This window comes from Pseudomonas sp. SDO5522_S412, from assembly GCF_054071215.1.
On sequence record NZ_JBSVWQ010000002.1, the window covers coordinates 160,897 to 174,521 of the forward strand.

At 62.7% G+C, this 13,625-nt stretch carries 13 protein-coding genes; 4 read left to right on the forward strand and 9 right to left on the reverse strand.

Going from position 1 to position 13,625, the window contains the following annotated elements; genetic code table 11:
• Positions 1-58 precede the first annotated feature (58 nt).
• The gene (locus ACW9I6_RS01360; RefSeq protein ID WP_177021099.1) at positions 59-418 is read left to right on the forward strand and encodes a winged helix-turn-helix transcriptional regulator; all 360 of its coding nucleotides are present in this window, start codon (positions 59-61) and stop codon (positions 416-418) included.
• Between the two features lie 198 nt (positions 419-616).
• Positions 617-1,822, forward strand: a complete 1,206-nt coding sequence (locus ACW9I6_RS01365; RefSeq protein ID WP_457338761.1) for a multidrug effflux MFS transporter — start codon at positions 617-619, stop codon at positions 1,820-1,822.
• On the opposite strand, the gene ACW9I6_RS01370 is transcribed toward ACW9I6_RS01365, so the two are convergent.
• The 9 genes from ACW9I6_RS01370 to ACW9I6_RS01410 all read right to left on the reverse strand — a co-directional run bounded on the left by ACW9I6_RS01370 (position 1,807) and on the right by ACW9I6_RS01410 (position 12,099).
• Entirely contained in the window at positions 1,807-2,124 is a 318-nt protein-coding gene (locus ACW9I6_RS01370) for a DUF971 domain-containing protein (protein WP_008433404.1), read from the reverse strand. The two genes, ACW9I6_RS01365 and ACW9I6_RS01370, sit on opposite strands and share 16 nt — an antisense overlap.
• The gene (locus ACW9I6_RS01375) at positions 2,121-3,074 is read right to left on the reverse strand and encodes a HEAT repeat domain-containing protein (RefSeq protein ID WP_457338762.1); all 954 of its coding nucleotides are present in this window, start codon (positions 3,072-3,074) and stop codon (positions 2,121-2,123) included. The genes ACW9I6_RS01370 and ACW9I6_RS01375 overlap by 4 nt, the downstream gene beginning before the upstream one ends.
• A complete protein-coding gene (locus ACW9I6_RS01380; RefSeq protein WP_087692992.1) occupies positions 3,071-3,910 on the reverse strand; it encodes an ABC transporter ATP-binding protein in 840 nt (279 codons plus the stop codon). The genes ACW9I6_RS01375 and ACW9I6_RS01380 overlap by 4 nt, the downstream gene beginning before the upstream one ends.
• Positions 3,910-4,692: an ABC transporter permease gene (locus ACW9I6_RS01385; RefSeq protein ID WP_003217654.1), complete on the reverse strand. Its 783-nt coding sequence runs from the start codon at positions 4,690-4,692 to the stop codon at positions 3,910-3,912. The genes ACW9I6_RS01380 and ACW9I6_RS01385 overlap by 1 nt, the downstream gene beginning before the upstream one ends.
• 12 nt (positions 4,693-4,704) lie before the next feature.
• Positions 4,705-6,111 (reverse strand): ABC transporter substrate-binding protein, encoded by a 1,407-nt coding sequence (locus tag ACW9I6_RS01390; protein ID WP_457338763.1) that lies wholly within the window; start codon positions 6,109-6,111, stop codon positions 4,705-4,707.
• A 122-nt stretch (positions 6,112-6,233) separates the two neighbouring features.
• Positions 6,234-6,479 carry a 4Fe-4S dicluster domain-containing protein gene (locus ACW9I6_RS01395; RefSeq protein ID WP_003217650.1) on the reverse strand — a complete coding sequence of 82 codons (246 nt, stop codon included), beginning with the start codon at positions 6,477-6,479 and terminating at the stop codon, positions 6,234-6,236.
• Positions 6,480-6,518: 39 nt separating this feature from the next.
• On the reverse strand, positions 6,519-8,249 hold the full coding sequence (locus tag ACW9I6_RS01400) for a fumarate reductase/succinate dehydrogenase flavoprotein subunit (RefSeq protein ID WP_003217648.1): 1,731 nt from the start codon (positions 8,247-8,249) through the stop codon (positions 6,519-6,521).
• Positions 8,246-9,007 (reverse strand): GntR family transcriptional regulator, encoded by a 762-nt coding sequence (locus ACW9I6_RS01405; protein ID WP_008433419.1) that lies wholly within the window; start codon positions 9,005-9,007, stop codon positions 8,246-8,248. The genes ACW9I6_RS01400 and ACW9I6_RS01405 overlap by 4 nt, the downstream gene beginning before the upstream one ends.
• Before the next feature lie 170 nt (positions 9,008-9,177).
• Positions 9,178-12,099, reverse strand: coding sequence for a TonB-dependent receptor (locus ACW9I6_RS01410; protein WP_457338764.1), 2,922 nt, complete (start codon positions 12,097-12,099; stop codon positions 9,178-9,180).
• 229 nt (positions 12,100-12,328) lie between these two features.
• Between ACW9I6_RS01410 and ACW9I6_RS01415 the strand changes: the two genes are divergently transcribed.
• Both ACW9I6_RS01415 and ACW9I6_RS01420 read left to right on the forward strand, forming a co-directional pair.
• Positions 12,329-12,601 (forward strand): DUF2790 domain-containing protein, encoded by a 273-nt coding sequence (locus ACW9I6_RS01415; protein ID WP_008433423.1) that lies wholly within the window; start codon positions 12,329-12,331, stop codon positions 12,599-12,601.
• A 99-nt stretch (positions 12,602-12,700) separates the two neighbouring features.
• On the forward strand, positions 12,701-13,558 hold the full coding sequence (locus tag ACW9I6_RS01420) for an SDR family oxidoreductase (RefSeq protein ID WP_003217640.1): 858 nt from the start codon (positions 12,701-12,703) through the stop codon (positions 13,556-13,558).
• Positions 13,559-13,625 lie beyond the last annotated feature (67 nt).

Consider the following 13,625-nt stretch of genomic DNA (forward strand, 5'->3'; position numbering starts at 1 on the left):
CGCTATTGTTTTGAATAGTATGCACCTTTTGGTAAGTACCCAGCCTGAGGGCAAAAACATGTCAAACAGCACCTTTAACTGCGGGCTCGACGCCGCCCTGGCGGTGATTGGCGGGAAATGGAAACCGTTGGTCCTGTACCACCTGGCCCATGAAGTTCACCGTTATGGCGAACTGCGGCGCGCCGTTGGCGGCGTGACGGACAAGGTGCTGATCCAGCAATTGAAGGAGCTGGAACGCGATGAGATCATCGCGCGCATCGACTACAAGGAGATACCGCCAAAGGTCGAATACTCCCTGACTCCCTTCGGACGCTCGCTGGCCCAGGCATTGGGGCCGCTTTGCCAATGGGGCACCGACCATATGCTGGCGGTTGAACGCATCAGTGAGCGCCGAACGACCGCCCTCGCCCAGCCTTAAATTCGCGAAATATCCAACTCGACTAAATGGATATTTAGTTGAGTTAAATTAATACTTTACGTCTATCTCCCGTATCCATTGCCTATTCACGACACCCTGCCGCTGGTGACTATGTAGCGAGTCTGTAAACACCGGCTTGTATGCGCCGAGGGCGATCACTAAGCTGGCCCCTCTTTTTTACCGCCGCCCGGAACCACCATGTCTCGAAGTATCGCCCAGCTCGCCCTGCTGCTGGGGTTGATCACCGCCGTCGGCCCGTTTGCCATCGACAGCTACCTGCCGGCGTTGCCGACACTCGGCGCCAGCCTGCATGCCTCGCCTGCCGCGGTGCAGATGAGCCTGACGGTGTTCTTCATGATCATCGGTGTGTGCCAGCTGTTCTACGGCCCGATCAGCGATGTGTTCGGGCGCAAGCCGCCAATTTATGCCGGCCTGGCGATTTTCATCGTGGCCAGCATTGGTTGCGCCCTCGCCCCCTCCATCGAGGTGCTGATCGGCTTCCGGGCGTTGCAGGCCTTTGGCGCCTGCGCCGGGATGGTGATTCCGCGGGCGATTGTGCGTGACTTGTACACCGGCCATGAAGCCGCGCGCTTGATGGCGTTGCTGATGCTGGTGGTGAGCATTTCACCGATTCTCGCGCCGCTGGCCGGCAGCGTGATCATTGCCGTGTGGAGCTGGCGCGAAGTGTTTTGGGTACTGGGTGTGGCTGCAGTGCTGTGCCTGATCATGACCGCCGTACAATTGCCGGAAACCCACCCCGCCGAACGCCGTCTGGGCAAGACCCTGGGCAATGCGTTCGGCAGCTACGGCGCGTTGCTGCGTGATCCGGTGTTTACCGGGTTGTCGGTAGTGGGCGGTTTTGGCCTTGCGACGTTCTTCGTGTTCATCGGCAGCGCGCCATTCGTCTACATCGAATACTACGGGCTCACGCCAACGCAATTCAGCCTGTGCTTTGCCCTCAACGCGGCGTCGTTTTTTGCCCTGAGCCAGTTGACCGCGCGCTTGAGTGCACGCTTCGGCCTCGCGCCGTTGATTCGCTGGTCGGTGGCGGGCGTGGCGACCGTCATGACCTTGCTGGCACTTACCACACTGTGGGGCAACAGCCTGCCGTTAATGATGGCACTGCTGTTTATTGGCTTTGGTTTTCTCGGCTTGCTGTTGCCGGCGGCCGGCGTGTTGTCCCTGGAAGATCACGGTGCCGTGGCCGGTTCGGCCTCGGCGCTGTTGGGCGCGATCCAGATGATCACCGCCGCCGTAGCCATGTCCCTGGCCGGCCTGTTCGCAGACCACACACCGGCGCCGATGTTGATCGGCATCGCCCTCAGCGCCGTGGCAGCGATGCTGACGGTGTGGTGGACGCTGCGCCGCCTGCCGGCACACCTGCAACCTCAGTCGCGCACCTGACCAGCGGAGATTGGCGCCCCGGTCTGGAGCCCCATTGCTGCCAAATAAGCCCACGGGTAAATCCCCCGCTGGTGCCCATCGCTGAAAATCAACTGCACGCCATACCCCTGGGGATGGACCTCCAGCACCCGGACACGGTCCGACACCAGCGGCGGCATGCCTCTCAACCGAAAGGCCCGGCACTGCGAGCACGGGCATTCACGGCGCAGGCGAGCGTGGTCGATCCATTGCACGCCGTCGCGCCATTCCAGCCTCAAGCGCCCATCATCATCTCGGCCAATGCCGTTCGGTGCACTGTTCATTGCAGTTGTGCCAGGGCAATGCGCACCGCCTTGCGTACTTCCGGGTCGCCATCGTCGGCCGCATCACGCAGCGGGCCAAGGGCCTGTCGGTCGCCCAACTCGCCCAGCGCCAGGGCGGCTTCCTTGCGCAGGTTGCTGATGCTGTGGCCCAACGTCAGGAGCAGCGCCGACAACGCCGGTGCATACCGCAGGCGCCCAAGGCTGCGGGTAGCGCGCAGGCGGACTTGCCAGTAGTCATCGGCCAGCGCCGTGATCAAGGCGTCGCCCGCGCGGGTGCTACCGACTTTGCCCAAGGTGGTCGCGGCCTCTTCCCGTACTTGCCAGGTGGCGTCCTGCAACGCTTCATACAGCGCCGGCAGTACCCGCTCATCACTGGCCAGGCCGAGGGCGCCGGTGGCGGCACGCCGGACTTCGGTGTCCGGATCGCTGCTGGCCAACCTCGCCAGGGCGTCCAATGCCGGCAGGTGCTTGAGCCAGCCGAGTACACCGACCGCTTCGCGGCGCACCCCCGCATCGGTATCGTTCAGCGCCAGCATTGCCGACGGCGCCGCCGCTTCAAGGCGCAACTCGCGCAGGGCACGGAAGATTGCCGTGCGCACGCTGACGTCGGCGTGGGTGGCCCATGGCAATAACAGCCGGCCCGCCTGCGTCGTCTTGAGTACGCTCAAGCTCTGGGCGGCGGCATCACGTACCGACGCTTCAGTGTCGGTCAGCGCCTGGCACAGCGCCTTGACCACTGCGTCTTCTTCCCACGCCTCCAGCAGGCTGGCAGCCTGGGCGCGCACGTCGGTGGCCGGGTCGTGGCGCAGGCTGTCCACCAGCCACACCAGGCCGTCGGGGTCTTCCAGGTCAGCCAGGTCAATCAGGGCGATCCGGCGCATGCCGGCATCCGGCGCTTGCAGCCGCGGGCGCAGGGCTTGGATGTCGGGGTTTTCGGTTTCATAGGTCATATGGCAAATCGCGGTCTTGGGTGATCGTTGGGTAGCCCGAGCGGGTTCAGCCGTGGTAACTGGCGACCATCTTCGTGGTGCAGCAGCTCCAGGCAATGGCGCTTGAGGTGGGTAAATTCCGGCGAGGTCATCAGTTCGGTGCTGCGCGGCCTTGGGAAAGTCAGCTGGAAATCCTCGATGATGCGCCCGGGGCGCGGGCTCATCACCAGGATGCGGTCGGCCAGGAACAGCGCTTCGTCGATGTCATGGGTGACAAACACCACGGTGGTGCGGATGCGCGTCCAGATGTCCAGCAGCAAGGCCTGCATCTTCATGCGGGTCAGGGCATCCAGCGCGCCGAACGGTTCATCCATCAACAGCAGGCCGGGACGATTGATCAATACCCGGGCAATTTCCACCCGCTGCTGCATGCCACCCGACAGCTGGTTGGGCCAGCGCTCGGCAAAACCTTCCAGGCCCACCAGGTGAAGGATCTCATCGGCGGCGGCCAGGCGCTCGGCCTTGCCTACGCCGCGCATCTTCAGGCCGAAGGCAACGTTTTCGCGCACCGTACGCCAAGGGAACAGTGTGTGTTGCTGAAACACCATGCCCCGTTGCTGGGACGGCCCGGCAACCGGCTGGCCATCCATTTCCAGCGTGCCCTGGCTTGGCGTGAGATGCCCGGCCAGCGCGCCGAGCAAGGTCGATTTGCCACACCCGGACGGGCCGAGGATGCATACGAACTGCCCCGGCTCGATCCTGCAATCCAGGGCTTTCACCGCCTCGAATGCCTGCTGCTGTTCGCCCAATACAATGGATAAGCCGCGTATGTCGACACGGCCCTCAAGATGACTCATCAGGCTTTACCTCGTGGTCGATGCCAGGGAGTGAACAGTGCGCCGAGACGCTTGACCAACAGGCTGCTGCCCATGCCCAGCACGCCGATCAACAGCATGCCAACGACAATGTCGGCATAGTTCTGGATGGTGTAGGACTCCCAGGTGTAATAGCCGATACCGTACTGGCCGGAGATCATTTCCGCCGTCACCAGGCAGAACCACGAAGTGCCCATGCCAATCGCCAGGCCGGTGATGATGCTCGGCGCGGCGCCCGGCAAAATCACCTCCAGCAGGATCGCCCGGCGCCCTGCCCCCAGGCTGCGCGCCGAGGCGATCAGCCGAGGGTCGACGCCTTCCACGCCATGCACCGTATTGAGCAGCACCGGAAACAGCGCGCCGGTGAAGGTGATGAAGATCATCGACAGCTCCGACGACGGGAACATCAGGATCGCCAGCGGGATCCAGGCTACCGCCGGGATCGGCCGGATCACCTCCAGCGGCGGCAACAGCAGGTCTTCCGCCCACTTCCAGCGGCCAATCGCGATGCCCAGGCCGATCCCCACCAGCGCGGCCGCCAGGTAGCCCTCGAACACCCGGGTCAGGCTTGCGCTCAAGTGCCGCACAAGCTTGCCCGAGTCCGCCAGCCCCAGGGCCGCCTGCACCACGGAGCCCGGCGTGGGCACATTGGCAAACGTCACCAGCCACAGGTTCCAGTGCTGGCTGGCCGCCAACTGCCAGAACAGCAGGCACAACAGCAAGGAAGCGGCCTTGGGCAGCCAGCGCCATGGGGTGCTTGTCATGAACACGCTCCCTCAGCGACCGGCAACGGCCTGCGCGCCGGCGTCGGTGAAATTGAACACCTTGCCGCCCTGGGCCTGGGCAAATTGCTGCGCCTGGCCCTTGAGCAGGAATGCACTGAGTTGGCCGTGCTGGTCGGTGGCAAACCAGGCCTGGCTCGCCAGCAGCTTGATGCCGCTGTCTTCGGCCTGGGCATACACGGCGCGCACCGCCTTGCCCTGTTTGTTCAGGCTGTCCAGCGCGGTGAACGCCGCCTCGGCCGACGCGTAATCACGCACCTTGGGCTCACCCTTGACCCAGATTTGCGCGACGTGCTTCCAGTCAGTGATCGGCGCGCCGCTCAGGGCGTCGTTGGCCTTCAGCGGGGCCTGGGCGTAGTTGCCCAATTGCGCCGCATAGTCCAGGCCCGAGGCCTTGAACGCGGCACGGATGTACTGGTCATCGATAAAGGTATTGAGGTCCAGGCCACGGTCGGCCTTTTTCAGCAGCTTGAGGGTGTCGATCGCGGTGCCCACGGCCTGGCGGTATTCGGGTTTCCAGCTCAAGTCACGGGTCTGCACGCCCAGCGGGCCATGGAACAGGTAGTTGACCTCGGCTTCGACGCCGGTGACTTTTTCGATCAGCTCGCTGTACTTCTCCGGCTCTGCGGCCAGCAACTGATTGGCCTCGATACTCGCGCGCAGGTAGGCGACGACCACTTCCGGGTACTGTTTGGCATAACTTTCGTCCACCAGCGCGCCGTGGAACGTCGGGGTGTTGGATTGCGAGCCGTCGTAGATCTTGCGGGCGAAACCACGGTTGGGGAACAGTTCGCCGAACGGCACAAAGTCGGCATGGGCGTCGATCTTGTTGGCCTGCAACGCCGAGCCTGCCACTTCGGGCGCCTGGGCAATAATGTTGACGTCCTTGAGCGGGTCCCAGCCCTGGGCCGCGACAGCACGCAGCAACATGCCATGGGCCGTGGAGGCGAACGGCACGGAAATCGTCTTGCCTTTGAGGTCCGCCAGGGACTGGGCGCTGGAAGCGACCGGCACCACAATGCCGTTGCCGCTGCCCTTGATGTTGCCCGACAACACGCTGATGAACAGGCTGTGCTTGCCCGCCGCCTCGAACGCTACGCCGTTGAAGGCACCGGGGAAGTCGGCCATTGCGCCAAAGTCCAGTTTGCCGGCGACCATTTCATTGGTCAGCGGCGCGCCACTGGTGAAGTTTTTCCACTGCACGTCGTAGGTCGCGTCCTTGTACTTGCCGTCGTGCGGCAGGTATTTGTCCAGCAGCCCCAGCTCGCGGATCAGCAAGCCGCCCGCGGCACAGTTGATGGTGGTGTCCTGGGTGCCGATGGCCACCCGGATCGTTTGTGCCTGGGCCGACAGGCTCAAGCAAGCCAGCACCAGGCCGGCCAGGGTTGCGCGCAATAACATTGGGTAGTTCCCCTCGAATCATGGTTGAAGGAATCGTCTCCGCCACGGTCTGGCGCGGTGGGAAACGAGGGGGTGTGGCTAGGGCTGCGTCCGGGGTTGGCGGATGGCGTTTGCGGCAGGTCTCAGCGCAACAGGTACGGAATCTCGACCTTGACTGCGCCGGTGGGGCAATCTTTTTCACAGGGCATGCAGTACCAGCATTCATCGAACGCCATGTACGCCTTCTGCGTTGCCGGGTTGATCGCCAACAGGTCCATCGGGCACACGTCGACGCAGACCGTGCAGCCTTTTTCGGCGATGCACTTGTCCTCGTCCACCGTTACCGGGGCGTTGGAGCGGAAGAATATTTCCTGGGGCTGATAGGCCATTTCACGGTGTCCTGTGGTGAGCGAGCTTGGGGGGCACATTCAGGCGGCGTCAGCCCCTACGCGCAGGCGGTCGTAAGCCTGCATCTCTTCGGCATCCAGCGGGATCACATAGGGCTCGACGGGTTTCTTGAAGCTGACCATCTGCCCGTCCTCGCCCTTTTTCAGGTGGCAATGGCAGAACCAGTCGGCGTCGTTGCGTTGCGGGTGGTCGACCCGGTAGTGGTACAGGCCCCAGCGGCTTTCGGCGCGGTACAGCGAGGCGCGGGCAGCCATTTCGGCGCAGTCGCGGATCACGCTGGTTTCCATGGCGCGCATCAATTCATGGGGGTTGTGCGCCTTCATCTGGTCCAGGTCGCGCTCGATATCGGCGAAGCGTTGCAAGCCGATTTCCATCTTGCGGGTGACCTTGGGCGGCTGCAGGTAATCGTTGACGAAGCGCCGCAGCTTGTACTCGACCTGGGCCGGCGGCAGACCGGTTTCGCGGTCCAGTGGCGCATAGACCCGAGCCTGCTCGGCGGCCACTTGCCGGGCATCCACCGCGCTGAATTCGCGCCCGGCCACAAAGCTTGCCGCGTTGGTGCCGGCAAACCAGCCATAGGTGAACGCGCCGAGCATGTAGTTATGTGGCACCGCCGCCATGTCGCCCGCTGAATACAGGCCCTTGACCGAGGTTTCCGCGCGCTCGTTGACCCACACGCCCGACGCCGAATGCCCGCTGCAAAAGCCGATCTCGGAGATATGCATCTCGACCATCTGGCTGCGGTAGTCGGTGCCCCGGTTGGCGTGGAACTGGCCACGGCTGGGGCGCTCGTTGCTGTGCAGGATCTGCTCGATGTTCTGGATGGTTTCCTCCGCCAGGTGATCGAGCTTGAGGAACACCGGGCCGTTGCCGCTTTCCAGTTCCTGGTGGAACTCCCACATCATCTGCCCGCTCCAGTAGTCGCACTCGATGAAGCGTTCACCCTTGTTGTTGGCGGTGTAGCCGCCCAAGGGGCCGGTGACATAGGCGCACGCCGGGCCGTTGTAATCCTTGATCAGCGGGTTGATCTGGAAGCACTCCAGGTTCGCCAGTTCGGCTCCGGCGTGGTAGGCCATGGCGTAGCCGTCGCCGGCATTGGTCGGGTTTTCATAGGTGCCCATCAGGTAACCCGAGGACGGCAAGCCCAGGCGGCCGGCCGCGCCGCAGCAGAGGATCACCGCCTTGGCCTTGATCACCTGGAAGTCCGCAGTGCGGCAGTCAAAACCCATCACGCCATTCACCGCGCCTTCGCTGTCGGTCAGCAAGCGGGTGCACACCAGGCGGTTGGTGATGCTGACCCGGGCGCGCTTGAGCTGGCGATACAGCACCTTCTTGATGTCGTGCCCTTCAGGCATCGGCAACACGTAGGCGCCCATGTGATGGACTTTTTTCACCGCGTAATCGCCGGTTTCGTCCTTCTCGAACTTCACGCCCCAGCGGTCCAACTGCTCGATGGTTTCAAAACTGTGGGTCGCGTAGGCGTACACCGCCGCCTGATTGACGATGCCGTCGTTGGCAATCGTGATTTCCTTGGTGTACTGCTCCGGCGTGGAGTGGCCGGGAATGATCGCGTTGTTGAGGCCGTCCATGCCCATGCTGATGGCGCCGCTGCGCTTGACGTTGGCCTTGTCGATCAGCAATACGCGCAGATCGCGGTTGGCCTCCTTGGCCTTGATCGCCGCCATGGGGCCGGCTGTACCGCCGCCGATCACCACGATGTCGTATTCCAGTTCCAGGGTTTGGCGGCTCACGGGCGGCTACCTCGCTGACGGTCGATGCGCAGGCGATACTGAAACGCGTCGCCACGGTAATACAGGTGTTCGAAGTCCACGGGCTGACCGTCTGCGGTGTGGGTCAGGCGTTCGATGCGCATGATCGGCGAGCCGGCCTCGACGTTCAGCGCCTGGGTCAGCTCGCTGTCGGCGAGTACCGCGTCTATTGCCACGTCGGCGTGACCCAGTTGCAAGCCGCAGTCGTTCTCCAGGATCAGGAAGATGTCGCGGGTCACCAGGTCGGCGTTTTCCAGGCGTTCGCCCAGGGCCTGGCTGAGGTAGGTGATTTCCAGCGACACCGGTTCGCGGTTGATCAGCCGTACCCGCTTGATCTGCGCGACAGTGCTGCCCTCCTCCACACCCAGGCGCTCGGCCACCAGCTTGTCGGCGGGCACGAAGCGGTAGCTGCGCAGGCGGTTGATCACTTCATAGCCGCGCTCGGTCATGGACTCGCCCAACCCCTGCAGGGTGCTGACGTTCTGATAAGCCTTGGGTTTGGAAACAAAGGTGCCTTTGCCGTGGATCTTGTAGATCAGGCCTTCCTTTTGCAGATCACCCAGGGCCTGGCGCACGGTGATGCGGCTGACTTTGAAACGCGTGCCCAGCTCGCTCTCGGAAGGCATCTGGGTGTTCGGTGCGTATTCACCATCGAGGATGCGGCTGCGCAGCAGGTCCCGCAGTTGGGCATGCAGCGGAACGCTGGACAGAGGGGATAAGGCGACGGTTGATTCGTTCATCAGGACCACTTGTCATAACGAGTTATGACGTGATCATAAGGAGTCTTATGAAAAGCCTGGAAATACCGTTTTGGAATAAGGTTATGGACAGGCGAAAACCCGCTGCACCTGCGAGGCAGGCGCAGCGGATCCGTCGGCTTTATAGCGCAGTGTCTGAAGCGGATGAACAATCAGAAGTTATAGCTGACTCGGGTATAGAGGATGCGGCCAAACGGGTCGGCGTATTTCGGGTCGTACCCGCTCTGGAACGCATAGGTCTGGTTGCTGAACGGCGGCGCGCGGTCAAACAGGTTTTTCGCGCCCAGCGTGACGGCCAGGGACTTGCTCCAGTTGTAGGTACCCGCCAGGTCCCAGACGTTGTAGGAGCCTACGGAGTCGTGGGTGTCGGGGTCCGAGTCGTGATAGCCACTGGTGTAGCGGTTGGTCAGGCTGACGCCCAGCGGTCCGCGGGCCCAGGTGCCGGTCAGGCTGTGGCGCCAGCGTGCAACGGCGCCCGCGGTGGAGAACTCGCCGCCACGAAAATCACCGAGTTTGTCGATGTAGTCGCCCTTGAGCTCCTGCTGGTATTTGTATTCGTTGACGTAGGTGCCTTGCAGGCCGATGCCGAAGTCACCGATGGCGGTGCTCGGGAAGCGGTAGTCGAAACTCACATCCACGCCGTTGGTCTTGGTCTTACCCAGGTTGGCAAGGCCGGTAACGATGTGATCGATGGAGCCATCCGCCTTGCGGATCAAGCGGTCGCCGTAGGCATCCGGGTCATCGAATACCGACGACTCAGGAAATTCGGCAATCTGGTTGGCGATGGTGATCCACCAGAAATCCAGGCCGGCACTGAGGCGCTCGATCGGTTGGAACACGAAACCAAAGGTCACGTTACGTGCGGTTTCCGGGCTCAAGCTGCCGTTGCCCCCGCTTTGCCGGCGGAACTGCTGGGCGCAGTCGCGGTTGCCGATCCCGCCATTGGCCGGGGTGCCGCCCGGGCACAGGCGCGGGTCGTTGTAGTTGGCCACGGTGTAGCTGGTGTAGGTCGGGTTGTACAACTCGTACAGCGACGGCGCACGGAAGCCTTCACTGTAGGCACCGCGCACCACCAGTTCCTTGAACGGCTGGAAGCGGAACGAGTATTTCGGGTTGGTGGTGCTGCCAAAGTCGCTGTATTTGTCATGACGCACGGCGGCAGACAGTTCCAGGCTTTCGAGCACCGGCACGTTGACCTCGGCGTACTCGGCCGACACGCTGCGATTGCCGCGCACCGCGCCATTGGGGTCTACGCCCAGGCTCTGCACGGTCTCGGCAAACTGGGCGAAATCCTGGTGGAAATCCTCCTTGCGATATTCACCGCCCAGCGCCAGGCCCGTCGGCCCCGCACCGAACCAGTCGCCGATTTCACGGCTTACGCGCCCGTCGATACTCTTCACTCGGCCCACGGCAGTGGCGTAATCGCCATCGACGCGGCTGGAGGCGAGCAACGCCCTGCCCGCTTCACTCTGCGGCCCGAACGGGTTGATCACACCGCTGGCAATCCCCTGGCTGATGGTCTGGTCGTTTACATAGCCGTCAAGAATGGTTTGCACCACTTTGTTCTGGTTGTAGGACGCGCCGACGTTGTAGTCCCAGTTCGCCACATTGCCTTCAAAGCTCAGCAGCAGCCGCTGGCTGGTGTTGTCATCTTCGTGCTTGCGCGCGCCGGCATCGGTTTCACGCCAGTTCACGTCTACCGGCTGTGTCGGGTCCAGGGCGAAACCCGTGGGGCCCGGGGTGATGCCGTTGCCCGGATAGAAAGGCGTACCCGGATTGACCTGGGCGCCCATCAGGGTGCCTGGGCCAATCTGCGTACGGTTTTCGTTGCGCGCCCAGAAGTATTCGAGGCTGACGGTATGGTCATCGGCCAGCTTGCCGGTGGCTTTGGCAAAGGCCGAGGTTTTTTCGGTTTCCGGCACCAGGTCCAGGTAACTCCACAGGCTTTGGCGGCAGATGCCATTGCGTGACAGCAGCCCGGGGGAATTGCAACCGGAGCCGGCCAGCGGGTTGGTCGCGTTGCTGCCCTGGCTCCAGTTGGCCGGCGCGGCGGTGCCGGAGGTGAAATCCAGGCCGCGACCTGGCTGGTAGTTGTAGGTGAAGTCACGGTCCTTGGCCGCCAGGCGCGTCTGCTTGTCGTAGCTGACCACGCCGAACACGTTGAAGCGGTCCTCTTCAAGGTCGCCGAAACCGTAGCTGCCACTGAAGTTATGGCTGTCGCCGCCGCCGGAGCGTGTGGGCGAATCGTAGTTGGTGGAAAGTTGCCCACCGGTGAGGCTGGTCTTGGTAATGAAGTTGATCACCCCGCCAATCGCGTCGGTGCCATACAGCGCCGAGGCGCCATCGCGCAGGACTTCCACGCGGTCGATGGCGGCGAACGGGATGGTGTTCAAGTCCACCCCGGAACCGTTGGTGGTGTTGACGGCGTTGTTGCTCAGGCGCCGGCCATTGAGCAGCACCAGGGTTTTGTTCGCGCCAATCCCGCGCAAGTCGGCATACGCCGCACCGCCGCTGCTGGAACCCACCGAACGCCCGGAGCCAACGGCAGACTGGTTGGCCGAAATGCGGTTGATCAACTCCTCGGTGGTGCTCACACCCTGCTCGCGCAATTGCTCGACCCGCAGGATGGTCACCGGCACTGCCGTTTCCGCGTCCACCCGGCGAATCGCCGAGCCGGTCACCGTGACTTTTTCCAGGCGGTAATCAGTACTTTTGCCCTCGGCCGGTGCGACGCTGGTGGACGTCACGGGTGCTGGATGCACCGTCAGCCCCTGTTCGCTGTCGCTCACTTGCAGGCCGCTGCCCTGCAACGCCTTGTCCACCGCTTGCAGGCTGCCCAAATCGCCGCGGATGGCGGCACTGCGCTTGCCCTGCACCCACTGTTGATTGAACGAAATCATCACCCCGGTCTGCCGGGAGATATCCAGCAGCACCGTATCAAGCGGGCCGCCAGCGATATCGAAGGTGAACACCTGGCCGGCCGCTTCCTGGGCCATCACCGATGTCGTGCACACTCCCATCGCCAGCGCCGCCGCCAGCGTCAGCCTTGGTAGTTGTTGTTTGAATAAAAACATCGAGGAGCTCCCTGTTGTATGTGCCTACAGGGATGAGCAACGGCAGACGGATATTTATAGGGCTGCGTTTAGGCGAAGATGCTATGAGTTTATAACCGGTTATAAGAGGCTTGCTGCATCGATTTGGCTGATGTCTTCTATTGGCCCGCAAGCGTTCATCCCCGCGCCAGGCGCTTTGTAGAATGAACCCCACAGTCAAGCCACCACCTTCGTGGTGTCGGAGGTTCTCATGCGTTATCTGCTTATCGCCGTGCTGGGCCTGTTCAGCACACTTGCCTTCGCCCAGGGCGAAACCCCGGCACCCACTGTGAGTGCCAACGCCCCCGCCAGCGAGGCGTACGACTATTCCCAGGACCTGGACATCGCCAAGGTGGTGCGCGTCAGTACCGAATCCTCCACCGAATGCGGGCCGGTCAAGGGTCACATGGTCTACATCGACAGCCACGGCGTGCGTCATGAACTGGACTACATGCGCCTGGGCGATGCCTGCCAGCACGGTTGAGCGCAAACCATTCGTCGGGCTCGGCCGGCATCGATTACAACTATCCGGCAGCTGAAAATCACTAATCCATAGAACCCGTTGTGATCTATGGAGATTGAGATGACTGACTACCCACGCCCACCTTTCGCCAGCCAGGCCCAATCCGTTCCCGGTTCGCAGAAGAAGATGGACCCCTATCCCGACTGCGGCGAGAAGAGCTACACCGGCTCCGGCCGCCTGGCCAACAAGATCGCCCTGATCACCGGCGCCGACAGCGGTATCGGCCGCGCCGTGGCGATTGCCTTTGCCCGCGAAGGTGCCGATGTGGCCATCGCCTACCTGGACGAACACGAGGACGCGAAGGAAACCGCACGCTGGGTTGAAGAAGCCGGCCGCCAATGCCTGCTGCTGCCCGGCGACCTCGCGCAAAAAGCCAACTGCCAGGCGATTGTCGACCAGACCGTCGAGCAGTTCGGGCGGATCGACGTGCTGGTCAATAACGCCGCATTCCAGATGACCCACGAGACCCTCGAAGAGATACCCGACGAGGAATGGGTCAAGACCTTCGATATCAACATCACCGCGATGTTTCGCATCTGCAAGGCGGCGCTGCCGCATATGAAGGCCGGCGGGTCGATCATCAATACCAGCTCGGTGAATTCCGATATGCCCAAGCCAACGTTGCTGGCATACGCCGCCACCAAGGGCGCGATTGCCAACTTTACCGGTGGCCTGGCACAACTGCTGGGCAGCAAGGGCATCCGCGTGAACAGCGTGGCACCGGGGCCGATCTGGACGCCGTTGATTGTCTCGACGATGCCGGACGAAGACGTGAACAGCTTCGGCAGCGAGACACCGCTGGGCCGCCCCGGCCAGCCGGTGGAAGTGGCGCCGATCTATGTGTTGCTGGCGTCGGATGAGGCGAGTTACATCTCGGGCTCGCGGTATGCGGTGACGGGTGGCAAGCCGATTCTCTAGGGTCGAATGCAAATCCAGTGTGGGAGCGGGCTTGCTCGCGAAGGCGGAGTGTCAGGCAATGCATGTG